The organism is Sphingomonas sp. KRR8, from assembly GCF_023559245.1.
Taxonomy (GTDB): Bacteria; Pseudomonadota; Alphaproteobacteria; order Sphingomonadales; family Sphingomonadaceae; genus Sphingomicrobium.
Genome location: NZ_CP097462.1, coordinates 1,066,549 through 1,093,208, shown reverse-complemented (window position 1 = coordinate 1,093,208; position 26,660 = coordinate 1,066,549). Strand labels below are relative to the sequence as shown.

Annotated in this window: 29 protein-coding genes and 2 riboswitches; of the genes, 12 read left to right on the top strand and 17 right to left on the bottom strand. The window is 66.1% G+C overall.

Annotation, left to right across the window (positions count from 1 at the left end; translation table 11 throughout):
- The 4 genes from pth to M8312_RS05440 form a co-directional block, all read right to left on the bottom strand.
- Entirely contained in the window at positions 1-576 is a 576-nt protein-coding gene (gene pth, locus M8312_RS05455) for an aminoacyl-tRNA hydrolase (protein ID WP_250119364.1), read from the bottom strand.
- An 86-nt stretch (positions 577-662) separates the two neighbouring features.
- The gene (locus M8312_RS05450) at positions 663-1,292 is read right to left on the bottom strand and encodes a 50S ribosomal protein L25/general stress protein Ctc (protein WP_250119363.1); all 630 of its coding nucleotides are present in this window, start codon (positions 1,290-1,292) and stop codon (positions 663-665) included.
- 118 nt (positions 1,293-1,410) lie between these two features.
- A complete protein-coding gene (locus M8312_RS05445) occupies positions 1,411-2,217 on the bottom strand; it encodes a TraB/GumN family protein (protein WP_250119362.1) in 807 nt (268 codons plus the stop codon).
- Between the two features lie 132 nt (positions 2,218-2,349).
- Positions 2,350-3,261 carry a TraB/GumN family protein gene (locus tag M8312_RS05440; protein WP_250119361.1) on the bottom strand — a complete coding sequence of 304 codons (912 nt, stop codon included), beginning with the start codon at positions 3,259-3,261 and terminating at the stop codon, positions 2,350-2,352.
- An 84-nt stretch (positions 3,262-3,345) separates the two neighbouring features.
- Between M8312_RS05440 and M8312_RS05435 the strand changes: the two genes are divergently transcribed.
- Positions 3,346-4,212, top strand: coding sequence for a glycine--tRNA ligase subunit alpha (locus tag M8312_RS05435; protein WP_250119360.1), 867 nt, complete (start codon positions 3,346-3,348; stop codon positions 4,210-4,212).
- Positions 4,213-4,265: 53 nt separating this feature from the next.
- Positions 4,266-6,530 (top strand): glycine--tRNA ligase subunit beta, encoded by a 2,265-nt coding sequence (gene glyS / locus M8312_RS05430; protein WP_250119709.1) that lies wholly within the window; start codon positions 4,266-4,268, stop codon positions 6,528-6,530.
- A gap of 35 nt (positions 6,531-6,565) precedes the next feature.
- On the opposite strand, the gene M8312_RS05425 is transcribed toward glyS, so the two are convergent.
- The 8 genes from M8312_RS05425 to M8312_RS05390 form a co-directional block, all read right to left on the bottom strand.
- Positions 6,566-6,910 (bottom strand): hypothetical protein, encoded by a 345-nt coding sequence (locus tag M8312_RS05425; RefSeq protein ID WP_250119359.1) that lies wholly within the window; start codon positions 6,908-6,910, stop codon positions 6,566-6,568.
- 138 nt (positions 6,911-7,048) lie between these two features.
- Positions 7,049-8,047 (bottom strand): type II secretion system F family protein, encoded by a 999-nt coding sequence (locus M8312_RS05420; protein WP_250119358.1) that lies wholly within the window; start codon positions 8,045-8,047, stop codon positions 7,049-7,051.
- Positions 8,048-8,060: 13 nt separating this feature from the next.
- A complete protein-coding gene (locus M8312_RS05415; RefSeq protein WP_250119357.1) occupies positions 8,061-9,032 on the bottom strand; it encodes a type II secretion system F family protein in 972 nt (323 codons plus the stop codon).
- A gap of 61 nt (positions 9,033-9,093) precedes the next feature.
- On the bottom strand, positions 9,094-10,365 hold the full coding sequence (locus M8312_RS05410; RefSeq protein WP_250119356.1) for a pilus assembly protein CpaE: 1,272 nt from the start codon (positions 10,363-10,365) through the stop codon (positions 9,094-9,096).
- A gap of 4 nt (positions 10,366-10,369) precedes the next feature.
- A complete protein-coding gene (locus tag M8312_RS05405; RefSeq protein WP_250119355.1) occupies positions 10,370-11,014 on the bottom strand; it encodes a CpaD family pilus assembly protein in 645 nt (214 codons plus the stop codon).
- Positions 11,015-11,040: 26 nt separating this feature from the next.
- Positions 11,041-12,522, bottom strand: a complete 1,482-nt coding sequence (locus M8312_RS05400) for a type II and III secretion system protein family protein (protein WP_250119354.1) — start codon at positions 12,520-12,522, stop codon at positions 11,041-11,043.
- A complete protein-coding gene (gene cpaB, locus M8312_RS05395) occupies positions 12,523-13,578 on the bottom strand; it encodes a Flp pilus assembly protein CpaB (protein WP_250119353.1) in 1,056 nt (351 codons plus the stop codon).
- Between the two features lie 50 nt (positions 13,579-13,628).
- A complete protein-coding gene (locus M8312_RS05390) occupies positions 13,629-14,114 on the bottom strand; it encodes an A24 family peptidase (RefSeq protein ID WP_250119352.1) in 486 nt (161 codons plus the stop codon).
- Between the two features lie 49 nt (positions 14,115-14,163).
- Here M8312_RS05390 and M8312_RS05385 point away from each other — a divergent pair, with 49 nt between their 5' ends.
- Positions 14,164-15,306 (top strand): NAD(P)/FAD-dependent oxidoreductase, encoded by a 1,143-nt coding sequence (locus tag M8312_RS05385; protein WP_250119351.1) that lies wholly within the window; start codon positions 14,164-14,166, stop codon positions 15,304-15,306.
- On the opposite strand, the gene M8312_RS05380 is transcribed toward M8312_RS05385, so the two are convergent.
- From M8312_RS05380 to ispH, 3 genes are read right to left on the bottom strand one after another with little or no spacing between them, the layout of a single operon-like run.
- The gene (locus M8312_RS05380; protein WP_250119350.1) at positions 15,303-16,130 is read right to left on the bottom strand and encodes an aldo/keto reductase; all 828 of its coding nucleotides are present in this window, start codon (positions 16,128-16,130) and stop codon (positions 15,303-15,305) included. The genes M8312_RS05385 and M8312_RS05380 overlap by 4 nt on opposite strands.
- Before the next feature lie 51 nt (positions 16,131-16,181).
- Positions 16,182-16,634 (bottom strand): ribonuclease HI, encoded by a 453-nt coding sequence (gene rnhA, locus M8312_RS05375; RefSeq protein ID WP_250119349.1) that lies wholly within the window; start codon positions 16,632-16,634, stop codon positions 16,182-16,184.
- Positions 16,627-17,592 carry a 4-hydroxy-3-methylbut-2-enyl diphosphate reductase gene (ispH, locus tag M8312_RS05370; RefSeq protein WP_250119348.1) on the bottom strand — a complete coding sequence of 322 codons (966 nt, stop codon included), beginning with the start codon at positions 17,590-17,592 and terminating at the stop codon, positions 16,627-16,629. Before ispH ends, rnhA begins: the two co-directional genes overlap by 8 nt.
- Positions 17,593-17,678: 86 nt before the next feature.
- Between ispH and M8312_RS05365 the strand changes: the two genes are divergently transcribed.
- From M8312_RS05365 to M8312_RS05330, 8 genes are all read left to right on the top strand, one after another.
- Positions 17,679-18,317, top strand: a complete 639-nt coding sequence (locus M8312_RS05365; protein WP_250119347.1) for a hypothetical protein — start codon at positions 17,679-17,681, stop codon at positions 18,315-18,317.
- 97 nt (positions 18,318-18,414) lie between these two features.
- Positions 18,415-18,505: riboswitch (glycine riboswitch) on the top strand.
- Between the two features lie 3 nt (positions 18,506-18,508).
- Positions 18,509-18,608: riboswitch (glycine riboswitch) on the top strand.
- A gap of 62 nt (positions 18,609-18,670) precedes the next feature.
- A complete protein-coding gene (gene gcvT, locus M8312_RS05360) occupies positions 18,671-19,780 on the top strand; it encodes a glycine cleavage system aminomethyltransferase GcvT (protein WP_250119346.1) in 1,110 nt (369 codons plus the stop codon).
- Positions 19,777-20,148, top strand: a complete 372-nt coding sequence (gcvH, locus tag M8312_RS05355; RefSeq protein ID WP_250119345.1) for a glycine cleavage system protein GcvH — start codon at positions 19,777-19,779, stop codon at positions 20,146-20,148. Before gcvT ends, gcvH begins: the two co-directional genes overlap by 4 nt.
- The gene (locus M8312_RS05350; RefSeq protein ID WP_250119344.1) at positions 20,145-20,894 is read left to right on the top strand and encodes a class I SAM-dependent methyltransferase; all 750 of its coding nucleotides are present in this window, start codon (positions 20,145-20,147) and stop codon (positions 20,892-20,894) included. The genes gcvH and M8312_RS05350 overlap by 4 nt, the downstream gene beginning before the upstream one ends.
- Positions 20,894-22,252 (top strand): aminomethyl-transferring glycine dehydrogenase subunit GcvPA, encoded by a 1,359-nt coding sequence (gene gcvPA, locus M8312_RS05345; RefSeq protein ID WP_250119343.1) that lies wholly within the window; start codon positions 20,894-20,896, stop codon positions 22,250-22,252. The genes M8312_RS05350 and gcvPA overlap by 1 nt, the downstream gene beginning before the upstream one ends.
- 2 nt (positions 22,253-22,254) lie before the next feature.
- Positions 22,255-23,865 (top strand): aminomethyl-transferring glycine dehydrogenase subunit GcvPB, encoded by a 1,611-nt coding sequence (gene gcvPB, locus M8312_RS05340; protein WP_250119708.1) that lies wholly within the window; start codon positions 22,255-22,257, stop codon positions 23,863-23,865.
- A 25-nt stretch (positions 23,866-23,890) separates the two neighbouring features.
- Positions 23,891-24,352 (top strand): ABA4-like family protein, encoded by a 462-nt coding sequence (locus M8312_RS05335; RefSeq protein WP_250119342.1) that lies wholly within the window; start codon positions 23,891-23,893, stop codon positions 24,350-24,352.
- A gap of 1 nt (position 24,353) precedes the next feature.
- The gene (locus M8312_RS05330) at positions 24,354-24,950 is read left to right on the top strand and encodes a DUF938 domain-containing protein (protein ID WP_250119341.1); all 597 of its coding nucleotides are present in this window, start codon (positions 24,354-24,356) and stop codon (positions 24,948-24,950) included.
- Here the strand turns inward: M8312_RS05330 and M8312_RS05325 are convergent.
- On the bottom strand, positions 24,883-25,533 hold the full coding sequence (locus tag M8312_RS05325; RefSeq protein WP_250119340.1) for a phosphatase PAP2 family protein: 651 nt from the start codon (positions 25,531-25,533) through the stop codon (positions 24,883-24,885). The genes M8312_RS05330 and M8312_RS05325 overlap by 68 nt on opposite strands.
- A gap of 45 nt (positions 25,534-25,578) precedes the next feature.
- Here M8312_RS05325 and M8312_RS05320 point away from each other — a divergent pair, with 45 nt between their 5' ends.
- A complete protein-coding gene (locus tag M8312_RS05320) occupies positions 25,579-25,989 on the top strand; it encodes a PilZ domain-containing protein (protein WP_284070202.1) in 411 nt (136 codons plus the stop codon).
- Positions 25,990-25,997: 8 nt separating this feature from the next.
- Here M8312_RS05320 and M8312_RS05315 read toward each other — a convergent pair whose 3' ends face one another.
- On the bottom strand, positions 25,998-26,645 hold the full coding sequence (locus M8312_RS05315) for a PilZ domain-containing protein (protein WP_250119338.1): 648 nt from the start codon (positions 26,643-26,645) through the stop codon (positions 25,998-26,000).
- Between the last annotated feature and the right edge of the window lie 15 nt (positions 26,646-26,660).

Here is a 26,660-nt window from a genome sequence, read left to right as displayed (position 1 = left end):
TCAGTCGTCCTGGTGCAGTCGCCGGGCCACCTCGCTCATGAAGCGGACATCATCGCCATCGGCCAACCACTCGGCCTCGCTGGCAAGCGCTCCGAGCAGGTCGGACAGGTCCTCCATCTCGCTCTTTGCATAGTTGCCCAGAACGTAGCCGGTCACCCGATCCTTGTGCCCGGGATGGCCAATCCCGATCCGCACCCGGCGGAAGTCTGGACCGAGCGACGCGTTGATGGAGCGCAGGCCATTGTGCCCGGCAAGGCCGCCGCCGGTTCGGACCTTCACCTTGAACGGCGCAAGGTCGAGTTCGTCGTGGAATACGGTCAGCGCCTCGTCGCCAAGCTTGAAGAAGCCGAGCGCCTGCTGAACCGCATCGCCACTGTCGTTCATGAATGTCTGCGGCTTCTGCAGCAGAACGCGATGCCGGCCGATCCGCCCCTCGCTCACGAGGCTCCGGAACTTCTTCGTCCAGGGCGCGAAACTGTAGACGGCATGGAGGGCGTCGAGCGCCATGAAGCCGACGTTGTGCCGGTGCAGCGCATATTGCGTGCCGGGATTACCGAGGCCGGTCCAGATCTGCATGGGACCTCGTTAGCGGTCCGCGAGGGCAAAAGAAAACCGCTCGCCCGGTCGTTCGGGCGAGCGGTTCACTTGAAGTCAGCGCAGGCTTACTCGCCTTCGACGGTCTCGTCCGCGGCGTCGGTCTGCGTATCGCCTTCCTCGCTCTTCATCGCGGACGGAGCGACGAGGGTGGCGATGGTGAAGTCGCGATCACTGATCGCGCTTTCCACGCCATTCGGAAGCTTGACCGCCGAGATGTGAATGCTGTCGCCGATGTCGAGGCCGGCGAGATCGATGTGGACCTCGTCAGGGATCTCGGCCGCATCGCAGTTGAGCTCCAGCTCGTGGCGGACGACGTTGAGCACGCCGCCGCGCTTGATGCCCGGGCTCGCCTCTTCATTGTCGAACCGCACCGGCACCGCGACGGTGACCTTGCTGTGTTCGCTAATGCGGAGGAAATCAACGTGGGTCGGGCGGCTGCTAACCGGGTGGAACTGCACGTCTTTCGGCAGGGTCCGCAGCGTCTGGCCACCGGCGTCGATCATCACGACGGTGTTCATGAAGTGACCGGTCGAGAGCATCTTGGTGAGGAGCTTTTCCTCAACATGGATGCTCAGCGCGTCCTGATTGTTGCCGTAGACCACGGCGGGTACCCGTCCATCGCGACGCAGTGCCCGGGAGGCTCCCTTGCCAGCCCGGTCGCGCGTCTCGGCGGGCAGCGTCAGCTGTTCGCTCATGCGTGCATTCCTTTGATAAGTTTCTCGTCTGCCCACGCCTCCAGGGATGACCATGAGCAGCGGTCGCGCGCTTAGCGGAGCAGGGCAGCAAAGGCAAATGCGCCTTGGCCTGACGTCCTCAGTTCACCCGAGCGCTGCGGATGCCGTGGGCGGCGAGCTGGGCTTGGACGCTGTCGCGGCCGACCAGATGACCCGTTCCGACGGCCACGAAGACAATGCCGGGCTGCTTCAACCGTTCGCTGATCCAGTTCGCCCAGGTCGCATTGCGCTCCGCGAACAGCAATTGATAGCTTTCCGGACTCTGCGCCTGAACGGCGTCCACCACCGCTTCAAAGGTGCGGGGATCGCCGCTTGTCCATGCCGCAACCAGCTGGCGCATGAACGCGGCGACCGCCGGATCGGGAGTTGCGGCGGCGCTCGTGCTCGCTGGGGCAAGTGTCCGCCCAGGCAGGCGATCGTACATCGCCAGCTGCGCCTCGAACTTCTCCAGCCCGATCACCGGCTTGCGCTCGGCCACGGCGGCGCGCTGAAGTACCTCGTCCGCTCCGTTGCGCGCGGACAGGCCAACGCTTCGCGCAGCGGTCATTGCCGTGTGCGCCCCCATCAGGCCGGCAGCTGGCGTGGCGGACGGCCGATACCGGGCCAGCGCTGCGCGAAAGGCCTCGGGGCTGTCTGGAACGAGCGTCTCGAGCACGAGCTCGTCGGAGCCCTCGAAAGCGGCGCGCACCGCATGGTCGAACCAGGGAATGCGATCGTCCAGCGCGTGGAAGGTACCGAACAGGTAGATGATCGTGTCATCGTCACCGACCACCCAAAGTGCCGGCCGCGCGAGCTGCGCATCAATGACCGGCGCTGGCGCGGGGATTGCGCAAGCGGGCGTGGCAACAAGGGCCACCGCGAGACTCACCAGGGCGTGCCTCAGCACTCTCCGCACGCCATCGCGCCGGAGCCTTCCAATGCTCATCACCATATGACGCGACCCCCCAGCCGCTGCTTTCAGGAGGGGAGTGTGTCGGTCCTCCCGTGCAGCGTCAAGCGGCTGAAAGCCTTGCGTGAATTATTGGACTCGAGTGACCCGAAGCCCACGCTTCTGAAGCATGGCGAGCACTGACTCAGGACCCGCCAAGTGGCCGGCGCCGACGGCGACGAACACCGTCCCGGGCTGCGCCATGCGGCGCTCGACCCAGCCGGCCCAATTGCGATTGCGCTGAACCAGCAGGGCATCCTTGAGCGCCGGGGAATGATCCATCTCGCCGTTGAAGCTGCGGGCCATGCCCTTGACGTCGCCGCGCGTCCACGACGCCAGCATTCCGTCAAATTCCTTGCGAGCCGCCGCTGGGTCCTCAAGCGCAGACAGCAGCAGGTCGCGCTGCGCCTGGTCGGGCAGACGGTCGAAATAGCTGAACTGCTCGGCGTTGGTCTCCAGCTGCCCAATCGGCTTGCCGGCAGAGGTGAATGTATCGCGGAGGGTCATCTCGACGCCGTCCTCACCTTGGAGGCCGATCTGCTGGAACTGCGAGGTGATCAGAGTGAAGGCCGCGGCCCAGGTCTCCATCCGGTCATAAGCCTCCATCGGTACGCCCGAGGCGCGCACCGCGGCCTGCAGCGCGGCGACCTTGTCGGCCGGCACCCGAGAAACGAGCGGCGGCTGGCCAGGGCTGATCGCAAGCTGGGTGAACGCCGCGCGGAAGGAGTCGAGATTCTTTGGGTCGATGATTGTCTCAACTACAAGGCCGTTGGCGCTGGTCAGCGCCTGGTCGAACTTGGGCGTTCGCCACTGATAATTTTTCGGCAGCAGGTGGATGGTACCGAACAGGTAGATCGTGGTGTCGTTGTCAGCAACACGCCACAGCGCCGGGCGTGGCGCAGCCGCCGGTGCCGCGCTGGTCGTGGCGGAGGTGCAGGCGACGGCCGTCGCGGCGAGGCCAAGTGCGGCGAGGCCCCGGCGGAACAAAGTTTTCAAGCGCATGCAGTCTCCATCGGGGGATAGCTCTTAACGGACCATGTAGGGGCGGCTTGGCAATCGTTGAAGGCAATGCCATTGCCCCGGCCCGTGACCGAGCCACTAAGCTTCCAGGACCTGATCCTCACCCTCCACCATTATTGGTCGGACAAGGGCTGCCTCATCCTGCAGCCTTACGACCTCGAAATGGGGGCAGGAACCTTTCATCCCGCGACCGTTCTCCGCGCTCTTGGACCGAAGCCGTGGAAGGCCGCATACGTCCAGCCCTGCCGCCGGCCGACGGACGGCCGCTATGGCGAGAACCCGAACCGGCTGGGCGCTTACTACCAGTATCAGGTTATGTTGAAGCCGAGCCCGCCGAACCTTCAGCAGCTCTACCTCGAAAGCCTCGCGGCCATCGGAGTGGACACGACGGCGCACGATATCCGCTTCGTCGAGGATGATTGGGAAAGCCCGACGCTCGGCGCCTGGGGGCTCGGCTGGGAAGTCTGGTGCGACGGGATGGAGGTGACCCAGTTCACTTACTTCCAGCAGGTCGGCGGCTTCGACTGCCTGCCGGTTGCGGGTGAGCTGACCTACGGGCTGGAGCGGCTCGCCATGTATATCCAGGGCGTCGACAATGTGTTCGACCTCAAGTTCAACAAGGAGGGCGTGACCTATGGTGACGTCTTCCTCGAGAACGAACGACAGATGAGCCAATGGCACTTCGAGGTGGCGAATACCGAGGCTCTGTTCGATGGCTTTCGCAAGTCAGCCGCGGAGTGCGAGAATTCGTTGCAGGCGGGGCTGGCCATTCCGGCCTATGAGCAGGCGATCAAGGCCAGTCACATCTTCAACACGCTGCAGGCGCGCGGGGTCATCTCGGTGGCGGAGCGGCAGGCTTACATCGGCCGGGTGCGCGACCTCGCCAAGGCGGCTTGCGCCAAGTGGATGGAAGGTCAGGAGGTCGCGGCGTGACCGGCACGGCCGACTTCCTGCTGGAGCTGCTCAGCGAGGAAATCCCCGCGCGGATGCAGACGCGGGCGCGCAATGACCTGGCGCGGATGTTCGCGGAGGAGCTCGACAAGGCCGGGCTCGCCGCGGAGGCGATCGAGACCTTCGCCACACCACGCCGACTGGCGCTGATCGCACGCGGCTTGCCACTGGCGACGGCCGCGGTGTCGGAGGAAGTGAAGGGCCCGCGCAGCTCGGCGCCGCCTCAGGCACTTGAGGGCTTCCTGCGCAAGACGGGACTGACACAGGATAAGCTGTTTGAACGCGACGGCGTGTGGTTCGCGGTAATCGACAAGCCGGGGCAGGCGACCAGCATGGTGCTCGGCCCCGCGGTCGAGCGGATCGTACGCGGTTTTCCCTGGCCCAAGTCGATGCGCTGGGGAGAAGCGAGTGCCAGCACGGCGAGCCTGCGCTGGGTGCGGCCGCTGCACGGCATCGTCGCAATGCTGGGTGACGAGATCGTACCGGTCGAAATCGACGGAATCTTCAGCGGCGCGACCACGGTCGGCCACCGCTTCCATCATCCGGGGCGGATCACCCTCGGCGGCGCTAGCGACTATGCCGAGAAGCTGCGGGCCTGCCACGTAATCGTCGATCCTGAGGAGCGGGGGGCGATCACTCGTGAGCGGGCGCAGGCATTGGCGGCTGAAGTCGGGCTGGAGCTGGTCGAGGATGAGGGGCTGGTCGCGGAGAATGCCGGGCTGACGGAGTGGCCGGTGCCGCTGCTCGGCCGCTTCGACGCGGACTATCTCGACGTGCCGCCCGAGGTGATCCAGCTGACCGCGCGGGTCAATCAGAAGTATTTCGTGCTGCGTGGCAACGAGGGCGCGCTCGCCAATGCCTTCATCTGCACCGCCAACATTGAGGCCAGCGACGGCGGTGCCGCGATCATCGCCGGCAACCAGCGGGTGCTGGCCGCGCGCCTGAGCGATGCGCGGTTCTTTTGGGAGCAGGACCTCAAGGTTCCGCTGGAGAAGCAGGCGAAGAAGCTGAGCCAGATCGTGTTCCACGAGAAGCTCGGCACGGTGGCAGACAAGGTCGAGCGCGTGGCGAAGCTTGCCCGGTGGCTGGTCGAGCAAGGCGTGGTCAAGGGCGCGGACCCGGACTTGGCGGAACGCGCTGCGCGGCTGGCCAAGGCCGACCTCGTCACCGGGATGGTCGGCGAGTTCCCGGAACTGCAAGGGGTGATTGGCGGCTATCTCGCGGCGGCCCAGGGCGAGCCGAAGGAAGTCGCCGAGGCAATTCGCGACCACTACAAGCCGGTGGGGCAGGGCGACCAGGTGCCGACTGCGCCAGTCACGGTGGCGGTGAGCCTGGCGGATAAGCTGGACACGATCGCCACGTTCTTCGTGAAGGAATTACTCCCAAGCGGTTCGCGAGATCCGTTTGCTCTCCGTCGCGCAGCCTTGGGGGTGGTCGGCCTGATTCTTGAGAATCAGCTTCGCCTCGATCTCTCATTTGCTCTGACTACGCCGATGACCAGCCTTCTTGGCAGAGAAGTCGGGATGGCAGACGTTGAGGCGTTTCATGAGATGCTCACAGCAACTGAACGGGCTGGTTTCGCTTTGCAGACGCCTCAGCAAGATCTTGTGGAGGAGGCTAAGTCCCGCACGATCGCAAAATGGGAAGAGATTTATGAGGCGCAGATTGCGCCCGCCGTCGCGAGGCTCCGTGTCTTCTTTGCCGACCGGCTCACCGTCCAGCAGCGCGAGGCGGGCGTGCGGCACGACCTGATAGACGCTGTGTTCGCGCTCGGAAGCGAGGACGACCTCGTTCGCCTCCTCGCCCGGGTTAGGGCCCTGCAGGCGTTTGTGGAGACAGAGGACGGGCGCAACCTGCTGGCTGGCTACAAGCGCGCCGCAAACATCCTGAAGAAAGAAGATTGGGACCTGCCGCGTGTGATGGCGACCCGGGGCGAGCAGGGGATGCCGCAGACCGGCGAGGAAGACCCGCTGGCGCTGGTCGAGGAGCCGGCGATCGCCGCCGCCATCGCCGAAATGGCGCTGGGCTCGCCGCACAATGCGAATGCGCCGGCCGAGGAACAGGCGCTGGTCGCCGCGCTCGAAGCCGCCGAGCCGACCGCCGCTGCGGCGGTGGCGCGCGAGGACTTCGCAGGCGCGATGGGCGCGCTCGCCTCGCTGCGCACGCCGATCGACGCCTTCTTCGATCAGGTGACGGTAAACGACCCCGACAAGGAGGTTCGCGCGCGTCGCCTCAACCTCCTCGCCCGCTTCCGCGCCGCGGTCCACATGGTCGCCGACTTCTCGAAGATCGAGGGATAATCGCCGTCCCGGCGAAGGCCGGGGCGGCGAAGTGTTCAGTAACGCTCGTCGTTGAGCGGGCGGGCGTCGGCGCGGTTTGGGATTCCGTCGCCGTCGATATCGCCCGGACGGCGCTCGGCGACCACCGGCCGCTCGACCACGCGGTCACGCGCGGCCGCGGCGCGCAGGGAGTCTTGCTCGCGCCATTCCTTCTCGCGCACGGTCCAGTGCGCTTCCCGCTCCTGGTGGGTCTTTTCAAGCGCGCGGCGCTGCTCGAGTTCGCTGTTGTAGCGAGTGCGCCACTTGCGCCGTCCGCCACTGGTCGCCCAAGCGCCGACCAGCAGCCCGAGGACGAACACAAGGCCAATGATCACCCACTGGTCGGGGCTGAAGGTCGTCATGGTCGATGGTTTCCCTGTGCTGAGTCCGTAACGACTAGACGTCAAACGGACGGGGAGGTTCCACAAAGGCCCATAAAGGGAGGGCTCGTCCAGTGTCCCGGACGAGCCCTCCGGCCCCTCATTGCGCGGCGGCGCCGATCAGTGGCGATTGAGGAAGTTGTCGCTGATCTTGCAGGCCGCCGGTCCGAGAATGACCACGAACAGGGTCGGCAGAATGAAGAGGATCAGCGGGATGGTCATGATCGCCGGAAGTCGGGCTGCCTTCTCCTCGGCGCGCATCATGCGCTCGTTTCGGAACTCCGCCGACAGAACGCGTAGCGCACTGGCCAACGGCGTACCGTATTTCTCGGTCTGGATCATGGTGGTGACCACGCCGCGGATGGCTTCAAGGTCGATACGCATCGCCAGATTCTCGAAGGCCAGGCGACGTTCGGCAAGAAAGCCCAGCTCGATGGAGGTCAGGCCGAATTCGTCGCCGAGTTCCGGGTAGGCCCGGCCAAGTTCCTTGGCGACGCGGGCGAAGGCAGCGTCGACGGTAAGACCCGCCTCGGCGCAGATCACCAGCAGGTCGAGCGCGTCCGGCAGGCCCTTGCGAACTTCATGGCTACGCTTCTTGACCTTGTTGCTGAGCCACAGGTCCGGCGCCTTGTAGGCAAGGCCGATGGTTCCGGCGACCAGCGCATACTTCTTGAAGGCGCCCCACAGCGGAAAGACCTGCAGCACGTAAACAAACAGGATGGCCAGGCTGCCGAGCACCAGCGGCGCCAGGAAGCGGGCGAGAATGACGAAAAACGCCAGGTCCTTCGTGCGGATTCCCGCCTGCATCAGCCGCTGCTGCGTCTTTTGGATCTGGTCGTCCTGGAGCATCTTGAAGTTGCCCAGGAAGCCGCGGACCTTGTCGGCGGCGGCATTCTTGTTGGTCAGCTTCTTGCGCTTGTTGGTGGACGCGACGATGCCGGCCTTGAGCTGCTCGCGCCGCTCATTGAGCGCCTTGACGCGGCGGATCATGGGATCGCGCGCCGTCATGCCCGCATAGATTGCGAGGAGAACCGCAAAGGTCGCGACCGCCGACAGGATGGTGGCGACGAATATGACGTCGACACCGAGGAGGGTTGGGCCAGAAGCACCGGATTGCATGGTTCGAAGCCCCCTAGATCTCGAAGTTGATCATCTTGGCCATGATGAACACGCCAATGCTCATCCAGCACAGGCCGCCAAGGCCAGCCACGATCAGGCGGGGATCAACGAAGAAGCCGCCCATATATTTGGGATTGATCATCATCACGAGGCCGAAGACGATGAAGGGCAGGGCGCCCACGATCATCGCCGAAGCCTTTGATTCCGAGCTCATCGCCTTGATCTTCAGCTTCATCTGCGCGCGCTTGCGAAGCACGTCGGCAAGATTGCTGAGCGTTTCGGCAAGGTTACCACCCGTTTCGCGCTGGATCGCAAGGGTGATCACGAAGAACTGGAACTCCGCCGTGCCGAGCCGGTCAGACGTTTCCTGGAGTGCGGCCTCCATCGTGCGTCCGATCTTCATCTTGTCGGACACGGAGCGGAACTCAATCCCCACCGGGCCAGTGATCTCCGCGGCCACCACGCTCAGCGTTTCCGTGATCGGAAGACCAGAGCGCAAACCACGAACCATCAACTCGATCGCATCGGGGAAGTTGGTGTTGAATTTGGCTACTCGGCGGGTGATCAACTTCCCGATCACGAAGTGCGGCAGGCCGATGCCGACGAACAGGCCGAGGAACAGCGAAAGCAGGAACGGCATTCCGCGCATGGCGAACAGCAAGGCGGCGACGACCACGATGCCGCAGCTGACCATCGCGTAGCGGCCGAGCGTCCAGTTCTTTCCCGTGCGCTCCAGCCGCTGGCGAAGCAGCGCCGGCCTGGGGATCAGCGAGCTGAAGGCGTTCTCGACCCGATTCTGGCGCTGCGCCATGAGCTTGCGGATCTGCGCCTGAGCGGAGGCCTGCAGCGGAGTGCCGCCATGGCGCTCCTTCAGGAGCTCCATGCGGCGCTTGACCTCCTTCGCGGGCGACGGGCCGCGGAAGGCGAACACGAGCATCGCCAGGACCAAGAGCATCGCTCCGCCAAGGATCACCAGCATCTGCATCGGTTCAGTTCCTCATTCCTAAGTAGAGGAGGCGATCGCCGGTTTGGCGACCGCCATCCACTCACGCCGCTTTCGGCTGCTTGGCGAGCATCGCCTTGAGACCGCCCACCAGCGACTTGCCGCCGGCAGCCGCCGGCTTGCTGCCGGGAGCTTCCGCGCCCTCTTCGCTGGCGTGGCTCAGCACCATGTTGCACAGCGCCATGTAGGGCGCCGCCGCCTTGCCGGAGGCGACCTCGGCGACCGGCTTGCCAAGCTTGGCGGCCTGCGCCGACAGCTTGCCATCCTCGGCGATGACGAGATCGATCTGACGTTCGATCGACTGCTCGAAATCCTTGCGGTTGATTTCGAGCGCGCCGCCGGACGGCATCCGGTTGGCAACCACGATCACCTTGGTCTGCGGAGCATTGGCCTTGAGCCAGGCAAGCAGCCGGATCGTGTCGCGGGTCGCGGCCAGCGTCAGTTCGCTGACCACCACCGCGACATGGGCATCGTGCACCATGTGCGGATACTGGATCAGCATCTGCCGCGGCAGGTCCATGACGGTCGATTCAAAGGCGTTCTTCATCTCCTCCTGGAGCTGGAAGAAAGCCGTCCCGTCGGTCATCAGCGGCTGGTTGATCGGCGCTTCGGCCGACAGCACGCTGAGGCGCTCGTTGGCGCGAACCATGGCGCGTTCGATGAACAGGCCGTCGATGCGGCTTGGGTTCTCGATCGCGTCGGTCAGACCACGGCCGGGCTCGAGATCGAGCGCCAGCGCGCCGGTGCCGAAGTGGATGTCGAGGTCCAGCAGCGCCGTCGAGCGATGGGCCTTGTCACCCAGCAGCCAGGCCAGCGAGGTGGCGATGGTCGAGGCGCCGACGCCGCCGCGAACGCCGACAACGGCGGTCATGACGTGCGGCCGATCGACCTGCGCCTCGCCACGCGGACCAGCCAGGATGGTCTGGGCATGGGTCAGCGTGTCTCGCAGCTGATCGACGCTGAAGGGCTTCAGCAGATAGTCGTGGATGCCGCTGGCGACGAGGTCGCGGTAGAGGCGGACATCGTTGACCTGGCCGGACGCGATCACCACCGTGCCAGGTTCGCAAACCTCGGCCAGGGCGTTGATGTCGTTCAGCGGATCGGCCGATTCCGAGAGGTCAACGAACAGGATGTTCGGGCTCGCGGAGACGGACAGAGACTGGACCGCGTTGCGCAGGCCGCCCTTGTTGACCTTCTCCGGCGACCAGCCGTGCTCCACCGCAACCGGCCGCAGCATGTCGGCAGTGGCGTCGTCGCAGACGAAGGCCTGGAACGGGTCCCGCAACCCAGCGCGGGCATGAAAAGGCGCGTTCATTGACTTAGCCTCCACTCTTCGAAGTCGTCACGGCCGGCAGACCGGTCGTTCCGGTCTGCGGCTTGGTCCGGTAGGTCTCAATGGCGCGGGCAGCCTGCGCCGGGTCAGCGACCCCGCTTGGCTCACGGCCGTGAACGAGATCCTCGGGATTGGCGATCATCGCGGCCAGGTTGCCGTTCACCGCGCAGCCGAAGTTCGACATCGTGCGGTTCTGGAAATTCGGGTTGGCCGGATCTCTCCAGTTCGGGCAGTTGGGAACGCTGGCGCGAGTGCGGCTGACCACCACCCGGACCGAGCCGTCCGGAATGGCGCCAGCAGTTATCGGAGCACCGGACGACGCGACCAGCAGACCATATTGCCCGGCCACGCGGCCGACGTCGGCTCGAACCGACGGAGCCAGCGGACCATCAACGTAAATGATGTCGCCATAGCCGAGCTGCAGGCCACGGAACCAGGCGTCGAGCCGGCCGGCCTCCGAAGAGGGCAGCTGGCCGCCCGGCGCGGCGACGTCGAAGCTGAAGTCGCTGCGGGTGACTACCGGGACGTTGACCGGGACGACCCCGCGCGACGGCTGGTCCTGCTTAGTATAACCGCAGGCGCTGGTCATCGCCGCGGCAACAGCGACAAGGGTGAGTTTGGTGCGCATCATCTGTTCCTTTTGCGAGGCCAGCGGCATCAGAGCTTGAAGCCGGGCGCGGCAGCGACGGCGGTGGGACGCGGCGCGCCGGCGACCGCGGCGCCGGTCGACACCGACATGCCGGGCCCGGGCACCGGGGTGGCGGAACGCGGACCGGAAACGCCTTTGAAGGTCTGCCCTTCAAGGATCATCTCAGGGTCGCTCGGCGCACGATAACCGTCTGCCGGCGTTGTCAGCTGGCCGGACGTCGGCCGCACCAGGTACGGCGTGACGATGATGACCAGCTCGGTCTCGTTGCGCTGGTAGCTGGTGGAGCGGAACAGCGCGCCAAGGATCGGGATGTCGCCGAGGAACGGCGCCTTCTGGATCGAGTTGTTGTTCCGATTCTGCAGCAGGCCCGCCAGCATGAACGACTGGCCGGAGCCGAGCTCCACCGTCGTTTCCGCGCGGCGGGTGGTCAGCGCCGGGATCGTGTAGCCGTTGAGCTTCACGGAACCCGCGTCACTGAGTTCGCTGACTTCCGGACGGACCCGCATCGAAATGCGGCCGTCGGCGAGCACGATCGGCGTGAAGGCCAGGCCAACACCGTACTGCTTGTACTCGATGCTGAGCGAACCCAGCGACTGCGATACGGGGATCGGGAACTCGCCACCAGCCAGGAAGCTGGCGGTTTCGCCCGATAGCGCGGTCAGCGTCGGCTCGGCCAAAGTCGTGATGAACCCGTCGTTCTGAAGCAGATCAACGGTACCGAGCAGGTCGAGCCCGAAGATCTTGCCGGCCAGGGCGAGCGTGGTGCCTTGCGATGCGATGTTGAAGGTTCGGTCGCCGACTGCCGAGCCGCCATTGAGCTGACCCGGATTGCCCTGTCCGATGCCGAACAGGGTTCCACCCGGCTTGGCATCGCGGCCGAGCAGGTTGACGCCGACCTTCTTGAGCGCCGAGCGGTTGATCTCGGCCACGCGAACCTTGAGCATCACCTGCAGCGGGGTGGCCGTGCGAATGCGGCTGACCACCTGGGTGCCGTCGCCGACGTAGGCCGCGGTGAGGCGCTGGGCCTCGGCCGCATCGGCCGGGCTGGCGACCGTTCCGGTCAGCAGCACCAGGTTGTTCATCGGGGTCGCCTGGATGTTGGCGTCGGGCATTGCCATGCGGAGCATGTCGTCGACCGAACCGACATTGGTGCCGACGCGGACGTTGGCGGCATAGACCACCCGGCCACCGCGGTCGGTGGCATAGACGGTGGTCTCACCCTTGCCCTTGCCGAAGATATACAGCTGGTTCGACGAACGGACCTGGACATCGGCGATCTGGTCGTTGGCGACGAACAGGTCGGTCATCGGCGCGGACAGGCGGACCATGGTCCCCGTGCCCTGGCTGAGGTTGAGCGTCTCGGCCGGACGAGCGGCGCGCGACTGGGCGGCAGCGGGGGCGGCGGCAAGGACCGTCGTTCCCAGGCTGAGGGCCAGGGCCGCGGCGGCGACGCCGAGGCGGGACTGGCGAGCGATCTTACGGCTGGTCATTTAACGTGCCCCCACTGGAACGTAGCTCACGGTGTTTCCCCGAGCGACGCGGACCGTCGGTCCGGCCGGAACGGCGTTGGCATTGGAACCGCCGCTAGCGAGACTGCCGAGCGCGCTGCTCATCTTGTCGAGCGAACGGGTAGCGGCCTGCATCATTTCACCACCGGCCTTGCCGGGCACCGTGCGGCGCTGGAACCGGCTGACATCGCCGCCGGTGCTGTAGGTGCTGCCGTTGTCGAGCGGCTGGCTGGCAAAGGCGAGCATCATCTTGCGCTCATCCGCTGGCGTCGCATTGGCCGGCATCTTGACCTGGCCCTCGGCCACTGCCCGCTCGAAATCGGCGGTGTTGTCGGCGATCGAGCGCAGCGACAGCGAGAGAGTGCCGAGGCTCTGCGCCACCGCAATCTTCTCGGCGAGCCGCGGCGTCGCCTCGAGCGTGATGGTGTCGGCCTTGGCGACCACCGGATTGCCCTTGTCGTCCTTGGCCTGGTCGACCTTCTGGTCGATGGCGAGGATGCGCAGGTTGCGAACGATGGTCTCGGACACCTTGAGCGGCGGACCGTCGCCACCGCCCGCGACCGTCTGGGTCAGGACGAGGTCGACTCGGTCACCCGGGAACATGAAGCCACCGACGCCGCCGGTGCGACCGTCGACCGGGATGGTAACGGCGCGCATGCCCGGGCCAAGCGCCGCGGCAAGGAAGCCGCGATCCTGCGGGCCGACCAGGTTGCCGCGGGTCAGCGGCTGGCCAGCGGTCACCGGATTGCGGACAACCGTGCCGATCAGCTTGCGCATGTCGGAGTCGGGCTGGCCTTCCTGGTAGTAGGCGTTCTGCACCAGCTCGGACGGCCAGGGCTGAAAGGTGAAGCTTTCCGCGTCGACGATGGTGCCGACCGGCAGCGCTTTCTTGGCGACGAGGATCTTGGGACCCATCGGCACTTGCGCGGCCTGCGCCTGGGGCGCGGATGCGCCGCTGAACATGTTCTTGGCCATGACGGCGGTGACCACCGCGACCAGGAGCGCTCCGAACAAGAGCGCGATCTTCTTCACATCCATGGCGTATCCGCCTCCACTGTCGAGGACCCCCTCGGAAACAGCGTCAGCAATCAGCCAAAATGGTTAAGATATCGTTGGGCGAGGATGAGCCATCCGCCAAGCGCGATCGCGATGCCGTACGGCACCCTGACGCGGCCTTCGATGCCGTCGCGGCGATGGTCCGCCCAGGCCGCAATGGTGATGATCCCGCCCGCAATGGACATGATGATCACCAGCTGAAGCATTTCATTGGGTGCGAACCACAGAGCGAGCGCGGTGGCGAGCTTGAGGTCGCCGCCACCCATGCCGCCGAAATGGAAGAAGATGTAGAAGATGCCGAAGACGACCAGCGCCATGCCCACCTGCACCGGCACGCCCGGCCACAGCGGCAATCCCGCCACCAGCCAGTAGACCGGTGCGAGGGCCGCGATCGTGAGGTTCAGCCGGTTGGTGATGATCCGGCGACGAAAGTCGGTCACGGTGGCCACCACCAGCAGTCCGGCCAGAGCCGCATTGAGCGCGGCCCAGAGCGCCGTGGTGAAAGTGATGTTCATCATGCCATACAGCCCTAGACTTGTGGGCTTAGCAAACCGTAACCGCTGTTCCGTGAGCAACCAGTATGACGTTCTGATCATCGGCGGCGGGATCGCCGGGGCGAGCCTCGGGGCGCGGCTGGCGGGCAAGCTGAAGCTCGGGCTGATCGAAGCGGAAGAGCAGTGCGGCTACCACGCCAGCGGGCGCTCGGCGGCATTCTGGATGGCGAGCTATGGCGGGGATCTGATCCGGCCGCTGTCGCTTGCTTCCCACGCAGACCTGACGGCGGGCTGGCCGAGCGGCGAGCGAAGCTGGCTGAGACCGCGCGGCGCAATCCACTTGTCGGGCCCGGATACCGACTATCGCGATGTGCTGGCGGCGTTGCAGTCCGCTGATCGGAACTACCGCATCGTCGATCGTGAAGAGCTGGAACGGCTGGTCCCGGGTATCGCACCGCGCTTCACCTCCGCCTACACTGAGCCGAGTTGCACGGACATCGATGTGGGCGGCTTCCTCGCCGCCTGCCTGGGCGCGATTCGGCGCGGCGGGGGGCAGGTGCTGACGGGGACGGCGCTGACGGGGGCCGAACGGCGCGGGGGCGAGTGGGTGGTGACGACCAGCGCCGGCGAGCTGCGGGCTGCCCGGCTGGTCAATGCAGCGGGCGCCTGGGCCGACCGGGTGGCGGAGCGGTGCGGGGTGGCGCCGCTCGGCCTCGAGCCCAAGCGGCGGACGGTGGTGCAGCTGCGGCTGGGCAGGACCGGACTAAGGGACCTGCCGCTGATCGACTACAGCAGCTGGACTGATGGTTTCTATTTCAAGGGCGAGGGCGACAACCGGATCTGGCTGTCACCGACGGACCAGACTCCCGACGAGCCGCGCGACGTGGCGGCGGAGGAAGAGGATGTGGCGATCGCCATTGATCGCTTTCAGCGCACGGTGGACTGGCCGATCGAAGCGGTGGAGCGGCGCTGGGCGGGGCTGAGGACCTTCTACCAGCACTTCCTGCTCGCCATTGGGGAAGATCCGACCGCACCAGGCTTCAACTGGAGTGCCGGGCAGGGCGGATGGGGATTCCAGACAGCGCCGGCCATGTCGGCGCTTGGCGCGGCTGCGATCCTGGGGGAACCGCCCCCGGCGCAATTCGACGGGCTTGATGTGCAGAGATATCGACCTCGCCGCTGGGAAGAGCTGCGGGCCGGACAGCCTTCAGCCTAAAGCATCTCCAGCGCCTGCGGCTGGCGCGGGCGGAAGACGTCGTCGAGTTGGCGCAAGACGTCCTGACCGAGGGTCAGATCGGCGGCGGCGCGATTCTCGCGCACGTGCGCGATAGTGGATGCCTTGGGGATCGGCAGCACGCCGGGTTGTGCCAGCAGCCATGCCAGTGCCAGCTGTGCCGGCGTTGCTTCAGCTTCGGCGGCGATGGCGGCCAATTCGGAATGGCGCAGGAGCCGTCCCTGCTCGACGGGGCTGTAGGCCATCACCGGAATGCGCCGCTGCCGAAGCCAGGGGATGAGGTCCAGCTCCGGTCCGCGCCGGGTGAGATTGTAGAGGATCTGGTCGGTAGCGCAGGACTTGCCGCCGGATGCGATCAGCTCCTCCATGTCGTCCATGTCGAGATTGCTGACGCCCCACCGGAGGATCTTGCCGTCCTTCACCAGCGCTTCCATCGCCTCCACCGTCTCGGCCAGCGGCACGCTTCCGCGCCAGTGGAGCAGGTAAAGGTCGAGCCGGTCCGTGCCGAGCCGCCTGAGGCTTGCTTCGCAGGCGCGTGGAAGGCGGCTTGCAGAGGCGTTCTGCGGATAGGCCTTGCTGACGAGGAAGACCTCGTCGCGGCGGCCCTCGATCGCCTCGCCGACGAGTTCCTCAGCCGCACCGTCGCCATACATTTCGGCGGTGTCGATCACCCTCAGGCCGAGGTCGATCCCGGTCCGAAGCGCGGCGATCTCATCAGCCCGGCGCGAGGCCTTCTCGGCCATCATCCAGGTCCCCTGGCCGAGGGCCGGGAGGGTCGTGCCGTCAGGAAGTTGAATATCGTTCATGAGCCGCCAACGCGCCGTGCGCCGAGAGGCTTCACCTGAACTGGTGGTTTCTTAGCCGGCCTTGCGCTGGGCGTCGGCGGCTGCGCAGGCGAGCTGGTCGACCCGTTCGTTTTCGGGATGGCCGTTGTGGCCCTTGACCCACTTCCACTCGATCCGGTGCAGTTCGGTGGCGGCGCAGAGTTCCTGCCAGAGTTCGGCGTTCTTGACCGGCTTCTTGTCGGAAGTGCGCCAGCCATTCCGACGCCAGTTATGCACCCATTTGGTGATGCCGTCCTTGACGTACATGCTGTCCGTATGAAGCACGACGTTAGCCGGACGGGTTAGCGCCTGAAGGCCGCGAATGGCGGCCATAAGCTCCATCCGGTTGTTGGTGGTCAGCGGTTCGCCGCCCGACAATTCCTTCTCTTGGGTACCGGAACGCAGGAGCGCACCCCAGCCGCCCGGGCCGGGGTTGCCCCGGCAGGCGCCGTCGGTGAACAGTTCGACCTTGGGGAGCTCAGGCAACGAGTTCGCGCGGCAGCTTGAAGGTGAGGCCCTCGGGCACATGCTCGGCTTCCTCCACCCGCAGGGTGAAGTGCTCGCTCAACGCTTCCAGGACTTCCTGAACCAGGACCTCGGGAGCCGAAGCGCCGGCAGTGATCCCGACGGAGGAGGGGGTTCCAAGCCAGTTCCAGTCAATCTCCGTGGCCCGCTGGATGAGGGTCGCCGGAACGCCCTCCCGCTCCGCGACTTCCACGAGGCGGACCGAATTGCTGCTGTTAGGCGCACCGATCACCAGCATCTTGTCGACCTTGGCGGCGATCGCCTTAACGGCCGACTGGCGATTGGAAGTCGCGTAGCAGATGTCTTCCCCACGCGGCCCCCGTATCTCGGGAAAGCGCTGCTGAAGGGCGGCCACGATGTGCGCCGTATCGTCCACGCTGAGAGTCGTCTGGGTCAGGAAAGCGAGGTTTGTGGGATCGGGCACCTCAAGGTTGACGACGTCGGCGACCGTCTCGACCAGCGTGATGGATCCGAACGGCACCTGACCAAGGGTGCCGATCACTTCGGGATGGCCGGCATGGCCGATGAAGATGATGTGCCGCCCTGCCTCGATCATCCGCTGCGCCTGCCGATGCACCTTGCTGACCAGCGGGCAGGTGGCGTCGAGGTAGCTGAGGCCACGGCTCTCCGCCTCAGCGGGCACGGACTTGGGTACGCCGTGGGCGGAGAACACCACTGGAAGGCCGTCCGGCACCTCGTCCAATTCCTCAACGAAAATGGCGCCGAGGCTCTTCAGCCGGTCGACGACGAACTTGTTGTGGACGATTTCATGCCGGACATAGACCGGCTTGCCGTAGCGTTCGAGCGCCAGTTCGACGATCTTGATGGCCCGGTCGACGCCCGCGCAGAAGCCGCGCGGGGCGGCGATGATCACCTGCAGCGGCGGCCGCGGGACGGAGATCGGATCGTGGAGGGTCATGGGAGCCGCGATGTAGGCGATTGCTTGCGGGGTTGAAAGGCGCTTCCTATGGAGACCACCACCCGAACCGAAAAAGAGATCGCCCCGTGAAACTGGCCACCGTCACCATCGCCCTCGCAGCGCTTGCCCTTGCCTCTTGCGGCGGTGGGCAGAAGCAGCTCGTCCCCGGCGGCGTTTATCTCAAGCGCACGGGTTGCCCGCAGGTCGCCATTCCGGGGGCCACGGGTGACATCACCCTGTTCAACCCGGCCGGCAGCAGCGATGCGCGGGCGATCGACGTCTCCGCCAGCATCACCAACCTGCGCGGGACCTGCACTCAGGATGCGACCTATGTCGTGTCGACCGTGACCTTCGACGTGGTCGCCACCCGGCGCGACGCCGGGGCCGCGCGCCAAGTCGTTCTGCCCTTCTATTCGGCGGCGGTGCAGGGCGGGAGCGCCATCGCCGCCAAGCATGTCGGGGCGGTCGCGCTCGACTTCGCGGCAGGGTCCTATCGGGCGCAGGGCCGCGGCCAGACCACGGTTCGTATCGCCCGCTCGGCCGTGACCCTGCCGGCCGACGTCGTCCAGGAGCTGACCCGCGAGCGCAAGCCCGGAGACGCCGACGCGGCGATCGATCCGCTGGCCAATCCGAAGGTTCGCGACGCGGTCGCCCGCTCTACCTTCGAGCATCTGGTCGGCTTCCAACTGACCGACCAGCAGCTGCGCTACAACGCGACCCGCTAAGCAGGGCGATTATCTCACCAGCAGGCCGCAAGGCGCGTTGACTCGGGAAAGGCGTCTCGCCAAGGCAGGCACGTCTTCCCGTCGGCGTGCCGGCGGGAGGGCTCGCGCGGGAGAGTTTGGCGGTGACGCCGACGCCGAAGGAGCAACCGCCCCCGGAATCTCTCAGGCAAAAGGACCGCGCGGGGCCAGGACGTCTGGAAAGTGCCGCCGAGCAATCGGGGCCGCCGAAGGGGTAACCCGCCGCTGCGTCAGCGACGGCGGGGAAAGCTCTCAGGTTGCAAGCGACAGACGGGGGTTCGTGTTTCATCGGGTGCCGTGGCGGCGCTCGCACGAACGTGGAGCTTGCCTGACCGATGACCGATGATGTCCTGACCCTTCCGCTTGACCGCTGGCACCGCGAACGCGGTGGCCGGATGGTGCCCTTCGCGGGCTATGGGATGCCGGTGCAGTATGAAGGCATCATGGCCGAGCATCTGTGGGTTCGGCAGAGTGCCGGCCTGTTCGACGTCAGCCACATGGGCCAGCTGCTGATCTCCGGCGACGGCGTCGATGCGGCTCTGGAGACCCTGCTGCCGGGCGAGCTCAAGGCCTTGGGTGATGGGCGGCTGCGTTATTCCCTGCTGCTGAACGATGCCGGCGGGATTGTGGACGACCTGATGGCCACGCGGCAGGGCGAGGGCTTCTACGTGGTGGTGAATGGAGCCACCAAGCATGGCGACATCGCCTATCTGCGTGAAAAGCTGCCCAGCCTGACCATCGACTATCTGGAAGAGCGAGCGCTGCTCGCGCTTCAGGGGCCGAAGGCCGTGGACGTGCTCGAAAAGCTGGCGCCTGGTGTTGCCGGGCTGGTCTTCATGCAGGCCGGTCGGTTCAGCATCAACGGCGTCGACGCCTGGATCAGTCGCTCGGGATATACCGGCGAGGACGGGTTCGAGATTTCGCTGCCCGGCACGTCTGCGGAAGAGGTTGCCGAAGCGCTGCTTGCCGATCCGCTGGTCAAGCCGATCGGCCTTGGGGCACGGGATTCGCTTCGGCTCGAGGCTGGGCTGCCGCTCTATGGCCATGACCTCGACGAGCGGGTCACGCCGGTTGCCGCCGACCTGACGTTCGCCATCAACAAGCGCCGCCGCGAGGAAGGCGGGTTCGCCGGCGCCGAGCGCATCCTGGCTGAGCTGCGCGGGGGCCCGGTGCAGCGGCGCGTCGGCTTCGCCGTCGAAGGCCGGCAGCCGGTGCGCGAGGGTGCGCGGGTGATCGACAGCGAGGGCAATGAGGTCGGCAAGGTCACCAGCGGGGGCTTCTCGCCATCACTGAGCAAGCCGATCGGCATGGCCTACGTCGCCGCGGGCTTGAGTGAGCCCGGCACTCGCCTGACGCTGGAGCAGCGCGGCAAGTTGTTCGCGGCCGAGGTCGCGGCCATGCCGTTCGTCCCCCACAATTACGTCCGCAAGGGAGCGCAGAAGTGAGCCTCTATTTCACCAAGGAACATGAGTGGGTCCGAGTCGAGGGTGACACGGCCACGGTCGGCATCTCCCAGCATGCGCAGCAGGCGCTGGGCGACATCGTCTTTGCCGAAGCGCCGCAGGTCGGCCGCCAGGTCCGCAAGGGCGAAGAGGCCGCGGTGGTCGAATCGGTCAAGGCCGCCAGCGACGTCTATGCGCCGGTCAGCGGCGAAGTGGTCGAGGCCAATGGCGCGATCGCGGACGAACCGGCGCTGATCAACACCGATCCGGAAGGCGAGGGCTGGTTCTTCAAGCTCAAGCTGTCCGACCCTTCGGAGCTCGACGGCCTAATGGACGAGGGCGCTTACCGCGACTGGTCCGCCAAGCTTTGAGCGAGGCGGCTGCCTCGACTAGCAGCTGGGACGCGGCGGCTTATGCCAGGGTCGGGAGCTATGTCCCGGCGCTTGGGGGCGCCGCCCTGCGCCTGCTCGACCCGAGGCCCGGTGAGCGGATCCTTGATGTCGGCTGCGGCGACGGAGCGCTCACGGAGCAGATCATCGCGGCAGGCGCCGAGGTGGTCGGCGTCGACAAGAGTGAGAGCATGGTGGCCGCGGCGATTGCACGGGGGCTGGACGCACGCGTGGTGGACGCTGCCGACTTGCCGTTCAAGGCGGAATTCGACGCTGCTTTCTCCAATGCGTCCTTGCACTGGATGCTCGACAAGGACGAAGTGGCGTCAGGGCTAGCTCGGGCGCTCAGGCCGGAGGGCCGGTTCGCCGGTGAATTCGGCGGGGCGGGCAACCTCCAACGGCTGCGGACTGCTCTCGACGAGGAGCTGTTGTCACGCGGCTACCGTCCGCCGGTTGAGGCCGCGAACTGGTATCCCACCACAGCTGAATTCCTGGCCGTTTATGAGCCTGCGGGGTTCAGGGCCTATTCGGTTCAACTTATCCCGCGACCTACTGCGCTGGAGCATGGCGTCGAAGGCTGGGTCACCGTCTTTCGGGCAGGCTGGCTCGACCGCGCCGGCGTGCCACAGGACGAGCGCGCCGACCTTGCGCGAGCCGTTGCGGCGCGCGTGGGCAGCGATAATGCCGATTACGTCCGACTTCGTTTTCTCCTCAGGAAAGCCGACTGATGCGTTACCTGCCTTTGTCTGACGCCGACCGGCGTCAGATGCTCGACGTGATTGGCGCCGAGACGATTGACGACCTGTTCCGAGATGTGCCCGAGAAAGCGCGTCAGTCGGGGCCGATTGCCGGGCTGCCGATGCACGCGTCCGAGATGGCGGTGGAGCGGCATCTCACCGCACTCGCCGCCAAGAACGTGCCCGCCGGCAGTGCGCCCTTTTTTCTCGGCTGTGGCGCCTACAAGCACCATGTTCCGGCCAGCGTCGACCACCTGATCCAGCGCGGCGAGTTCCTGACTGCCTACACGCCCTATCAGCCAGAGATCGCACAGGGCACGCTGCAGGTCCTGTTCGAGTTCCAGACCCAGGTCGCCAAGCTGACCGGCTGCGAGGTGGCGAACGCCTCCATGTACGATGGCTCGACCGCCTGCTGGGAAGCGATCGGAATGGCGCGCCGGATCACCCGGCGGACCAAGGCGCTGCTGAGTGACGGTCTGCATCCGCACTATGTGGCCGTCTGCAAGACGATGGCGAAGTTCACCGGTGATTCGCTGACGACGTCGGTCCCGACACTCGACGCAGAGACCGATCTCCAGCGGCTGATCGGCGAAATCAACGATGAGACCAGCGCGGTCGTGGTGCAGTATCCCGACATCCTTGGGCGCATCGCCGACCTGACGCCGCTGGCGGACGCGGCGCACGCCAAGGGCGCGCTGCTGATCGCGGTGGTGACGGAGCCGGTGGCGCTGGGACTGATCAAGGCGCCGGGTGAAATGGGCGCCGACATCGTGGTCGGGGAAGGGCAGTCGATCGGCGTCGGGCTGCAGTTCGGCGGACCTTATGTCGGCCTGTTCGCCTGCCGCGAGAAGCACATCCGGCAGATGCCGGGGCGGCTGGCCGGCGAGACGGTGGACGCAGAGGGCAAGCGCGGTTTTGTGCTGACCCTGTCGACCCGGGAGCAACATATTCGCCGCGAGAAGGCGACCAGCAATATCTGCACCAACTCGGGCCTTTGTGCGCTGGCCTTCTCGATCCACCTTACCCTGCTCGGGGAGAAGGGACTGCGGCAGTTGGCCGAGCTCAACCACGCGCGGGCGGTGCAAGTGGCGGAGCGGCTGGGGGCAATCCCTGGGGTAGGCCTGGTGAATAACAGCTTCTTCAACGAGTTCACGCTGGAGCTTCCGGTCGAGGCTCGGCCGGCGGTGCACCGGATGGTGGAGCAGGGCGTGCTCGGCGGGGTGTCGCTCGGCCGGCTCTATCCGGGGGCCGAGGGCCTCAAGAACGGACTGGTGGTGGCGGTGACCGAAACGGTGACCGACGCGGACATCGACGCGCTGGAAGGTGCGCTCAAGGAGGTGGTGGCGTGACGATCAACCAGAGCGGCTGGAAGCCGGCGGCACCGGTCAAGGGTCCGGGCGACACCGGTACCGTGACCGGCAATCGTGCGCTGATGCTGGAAGAGCCGCTGATCTTCGAGATCGATGGGGGCGAGACCACGGGCGTCGACTTCGCCGACGTGCCGCAGGTGACAGCGCGTATCGGCGCTCTGACGCGGTCGGCACCGATTGGCTTGCCGGGCCTGAGCGAACCGGAGGCGGTACGGCATTACACGCGCCTGTCCCGGCAGAACTATGGCATCGATCTTGGCTTCTTTCCGCTCGGTTCATGCACGATGAAGCACAACCCGCGGCTCAATGAGAAGATGGCGCGGCTGCCCGGCTTTGCCGACATCCATCCCCTGCAGCCGCGCGAGACGGTTCAGGGCGCGCTGGAGCTGATCAACGAGCTGGCCTTCTGGCTGATCGACCTAACCGGCATGCACGGGGTCGCGATGAGCCCCAAGGCGGGCGCGCACGGCGAATTGTGCGGCATTCTCTGCATCCGCGCCGCGCTTGAGGCGCGCGGTGATGCGCGATCGGTGGTGCTGGTGCCTGAGAGCGCCCACGGCACGAACCCGGCAACCGCCGCATTCGCCGGCTATGCGGTGGAGAACATTCCCGCCAACGCGGACGGCCGGGTCGACCTGGAAGCGCTCAAGGCGCGGCTGGGGCCAGATGTGGCCGCCTTGATGATCACCAATCCCAACACCTGTGGCCTGTTCGAACCGCAGATGAAGGAGATCAGCGACGCGGTGCATGCCGCCGGTGGTTTCGTTTACTGCGATGGCGCCAACTTCAACGCGATCGTCGGCAAGGTCCGCCCGGGCGACCTTGGCGTCGACGCCATGCACATCAACCTGCACAAGACATTCTCGACACCGCATGGCGGCGGCGGACCCGGCTCGGGCCCGGTAGTCCTGTCCGAAGCGCTCTCGCCCTTCGGACCGCTGCCCTACACGGCGCGGACCAAGGATGGCGTGGTCCACCTGATCGAGGAGGAGCAGGCCGAGGAGTTCTCGAACGAGAACTTTGGCGGTTCAATGCAGAGCTTTGGCCGGATGACCGCCTTCCACGGCCAGATGGGCATGTTCACGCGCGCGCTCACCTACATCCTCAGCCACGGTGCGGACGGGCTTAAGCAGGTGGCGGAAGATGCCGTCCTGAACGCCAATTACGTGCTGCGCAGCTGCGAGGACGTGCTGGATGCGCCCTTCGCCCACTCCGGCCCGTGCATGCATGAGGCGATCTTCTCCGATAAGGGGTTCGGCGGCGGGCTGACGACGCTCGATCTTGCCAAGGGGCTGATCGACGAAGGATTTCACCCGATGACCATGTACTTCCCGCTGGTGGTGCATGGCGCGATGCTGGTCGAACCCACCGAGACCGAGAGCAAGGCGGCGCTCGACCAGTTCATCGGCGCGCTTCGCCACGTCGCCGAACGCGCGCGGGCAGGGGACGAAAGCCTCAAGTCGGCACCGGCGCATGCGCCGCGCCGCCGCCTCGACGAGACGTTGGCGGCGCGCAAGCCGATCGTCGCCTGGCGCACACCAGCGCCCGACGCCGACAAGATCAGCGGCCGGAACGAGGTCGGCGGGCAGTGAGGCTAAGCGAGGGACCGGAGCCCGCGTGAGCTGGGCTGGAGCCTGGACCTTCATCAACCTCGTGGCGCTGCTCGGCTGGGCCGCTCTGATCCTGCTGCCGCGCCGGCCGATCGTTCATTCGCTCATCTTGTATGCGGGCGTCGGACTTTTGTGCCTTAGCTACGCGGCGATATTCGTTCTGTTGATCGGACACTGGGCCGATCCAGGGCAGGTCGCGGGGCAGCCGCCCGCCGACCTTAGTGATTACAGCATCAGCGGGATTCGCCGACTGTTCGGCAGCGACGCAGGCGTGGTGATGGGGTGGACTCATTACCTTGCCTTCGATCTTTTTGTCGGGCTGTGGATTGGTCGCGATGCCGACAACAAGGGCTTTTCGCGCGTGGTCCAAGCGCCCGTGCTGTTGCTGACCTTTCTCGCTGGTCCGCTTGGCCTGGCTCTCTGGCTCCTCATTCGGGAGCGGCGGGCCCGGCGCGCGGCGCGGGCATGACGTGAAGCTGCACTCGCCAGCAGCGGCCCGGAACGTCGGGCCAATCGGCGACGTGCTTGCCGATTGGCTGCCGCAATTCGGCCTGGTGCTGGAAATCGCCAGCGGCAGCGGCGAGCATGCGATCGCCTTTGCCCGCCGCTTTCCCAAGCTGGTGTGGCAGCCAACCGACCCCGACCCGTCAGCGCTTGGCTCGATCACGACCTGGCGTGAGGAAGAGGGCTCGGCGAACCTCCTGGCACCCCTGCGGCTTGACGTCACCGAGCGGCCTTGGCCGGTGTCGAAGGCCGAGGCGGTGATGGCCATCAACCTTGTCCATATCAGTCCGTGGGAGGCGAGCCTGGGCTTGCTGGCGGGCGCCGCGGACGTGTTGGAGCCCGGCGGGCCGCTGATCTTCTACGGGCCGTGGCGGGTTCCGGGCGAGCCGCTGGCCCGATCCAATCACGACTTCGAGGCACAGCTCAAGGCGCGTGACCCGCGTTTTGGGATCCGCGATGTCGCGACCTTTGCCGCCGCTGCGCGCGAGGCGGGTTTCAGTCTTGCCCAGCAGCGAGCGATGCCGGCCAATAACCGGATGCTGCTGTTTCGCCGGGCCGGCTGAACCGCCACCACAGCAGGATCCAGAGCAGGCCGAAGCACCAGCCGGCGAGGACGTCACTCGGCCAATGGACACCCAGAATGGGGCGGGTGCAGCCGATCGCCACCGCCAGCGCCAGGGCTGCTGGAAGCGCCGCTCGCCGCCATCTCGCCGGAACGGCGAAGACCGCGAGTGAGACATAGGTCAGGGTGGAGTTTCCAGCGTGACCGCTGGGGAAGCTCTGCACCGAGACGATAACCGGATAGGGGTCGAAACTCGGCCGAGGGCGATCAACGAGCCACTTGATGAGCTCGATCATGGCGCGACCGCTCATGGTGGTGCCGAAGAACAGAAGCGCAGTTCGCCGGTCGCCGCGCAGCCAGAGCCACGCCGTGACGACCAGGACGAGTGGCACCAGCACGACCGAGCCACCGAGCTGGGTGAAAGCGAGAATGGCGCGGGTCAGCTGCACATGCTCCGCGCGCCAGCCGATGAACCACATGTCGGTCCGCAGGTCGTAGGCGAAGTGCGGCCCGCCAATCAGCCCGGCGACCACGATCACCAGCAGCAAAGCGGTGCCAAGCAGGAGAGGGGTGAAGCGCGTCATCAGCGTTAAACGAAGTTTTACCTGTGGTGGATACGAGAGCGGGTTATGGACGAAAGCCAGACCGTGCAGAACCGCCGGCAACGCCGATCCCAAGTGCTCATGAGCGCTGCTCTGGAGCTGTCGGGAGTGGCGGTTCCGGTCAAGCTGCGCAATCTTTCGGCCGAAGGGGCGCTGGTCGAAGCCGACAATCTGCCCGTCGAAGGGGCCGAGGTCGTCTTCCGCCGCCAGGAGCTGAGCGTTCCGGCGCGGATCATCTGGGTTCGCGGGGGTCGTGCGGGGCTGTCGTTCAACACCGCGTTATCGCCAGAGGCTGTGCTTCGCCACATCCCGACGCCAAAGCCTCGGGTACTCCCGGAGTTCCGTCGGCCGGGCCTCAGCACTCGATTCACCGACACGGATCGGGATGCGATGAGTGCCTGGGGTTACCGGGCGTCTTTCGACCGCCCGGGCGAGTAGAAGTCTTTTCAGGCCGCGCGCGCGGCGTCGCGCTGCACGCGGAGCCAGTCGACCAGCTCGGCCAGCGACAGCGGCGTGTTGAACGAGATCCCGGCCGACGATTGCGTCGCCCAGCGAACCACCGCTGCCTGCGGCGCGAGGCCGGGGAGCGTCACGACCACATCGGAGTCCGGGATCAGCGTCGTCGGGGTGTCGACCTTGATGCCGCCCTGGCTGATGTCCGTGCAGTGCAGGCGAAAGATCGAAGCGCCATCCCGCACATAAGCGGAGGTTCTGACCTCGATCCGCGGCATTCGTGGCCGGGGCCCAGCTTCGTCGCTGGCGAGAATGGCGATCACATCCACGGGCGCCGCGAAGGCGATGCCGACTTGATGATCGCGCACCCAGCTCACCCGGCCGAGCAGCGGCTGACCGGTCTTGAGCTCCACTTCGACCGGCACGCCTTCTTCCATCGTGCAGTACACGCGAAGCATCATGCCACCGGCGGAGATGTTCTTGATCAGGCAAAGTTCGCGGCGTCCGTCGATCACCATCGCACCGACGCGGAACAGCGTAAGGTGGCGCTCACTGTCGCGGCGATCGGCGCCCGCCGAGGGCTGACGGGGCGGCTCCGCGTTCAGCGAGTATATCGTCGTGTCGACTTGGCCGTGATCCACGCAAAAAGGCTCCGC

Coding starts and splice junctions, on each gene's coding strand:
- glyS (WP_250119709.1), top strand. CDS start 4,266: ATGCAGACGCGGGCGCGCAATGACCTGGCGCGGATGTTCGCGGAGGAG.
- ispH (WP_250119348.1), bottom strand. CDS start 17,592: ATGACCCTCCACGATCCGATCTCCGTCCCGCGGCCGCCGCTGCAGGTG.
- cpaB (WP_250119353.1), bottom strand. CDS start 13,578: ATGGATGTGAAGAAGATCGCGCTCTTGTTCGGAGCGCTCCTGGTCGCG.
- pth (WP_250119364.1), bottom strand. CDS start 576: ATGCAGATCTGGACCGGCCTCGGTAATCCCGGCACGCAATATGCGCTG.
- M8312_RS05420 (WP_250119358.1), bottom strand. CDS start 8,047: ATGCAATCCGGTGCTTCTGGCCCAACCCTCCTCGGTGTCGACGTCATA.
- M8312_RS05405 (WP_250119355.1), bottom strand. CDS start 11,014: ATGATGCGCACCAAACTCACCCTTGTCGCTGTTGCCGCGGCGATGACC.
- gcvT (WP_250119346.1), top strand. CDS start 18,671: ATGACCGATGATGTCCTGACCCTTCCGCTTGACCGCTGGCACCGCGAA.
- M8312_RS05415 (WP_250119357.1), bottom strand. CDS start 9,032: ATGCAGATGCTGGTGATCCTTGGCGGAGCGATGCTCTTGGTCCTGGCG.
- M8312_RS05400 (WP_250119354.1), bottom strand. CDS start 12,522: ATGACCAGCCGTAAGATCGCTCGCCAGTCCCGCCTCGGCGTCGCCGCC.
- M8312_RS05450 (WP_250119363.1), bottom strand. CDS start 1,292: ATGAGCGAACAGCTGACGCTGCCCGCCGAGACGCGCGACCGGGCTGGC.
- M8312_RS05440 (WP_250119361.1), bottom strand. CDS start 3,261: ATGCGCTTGAAAACTTTGTTCCGCCGGGGCCTCGCCGCACTTGGCCTC.
- M8312_RS05425 (WP_250119359.1), bottom strand. CDS start 6,910: ATGACGACCTTCAGCCCCGACCAGTGGGTGATCATTGGCCTTGTGTTC.
- gcvPA (WP_250119343.1), top strand. CDS start 20,894: ATGCGTTACCTGCCTTTGTCTGACGCCGACCGGCGTCAGATGCTCGAC.
- M8312_RS05325 (WP_250119340.1), bottom strand. CDS start 25,533: ATGACGCGCTTCACCCCTCTCCTGCTTGGCACCGCTTTGCTGCTGGTG.
- M8312_RS05380 (WP_250119350.1), bottom strand. CDS start 16,130: ATGAACGATATTCAACTTCCTGACGGCACGACCCTCCCGGCCCTCGGC.
- M8312_RS05320 (WP_284070202.1), top strand. CDS start 25,579: ATGGACGAAAGCCAGACCGTGCAGAACCGCCGGCAACGCCGATCCCAA.
- M8312_RS05390 (WP_250119352.1), bottom strand. CDS start 14,114: ATGATGAACATCACTTTCACCACGGCGCTCTGGGCCGCGCTCAATGCG.
- M8312_RS05410 (WP_250119356.1), bottom strand. CDS start 10,365: ATGAACGCGCCTTTTCATGCCCGCGCTGGGTTGCGGGACCCGTTCCAG.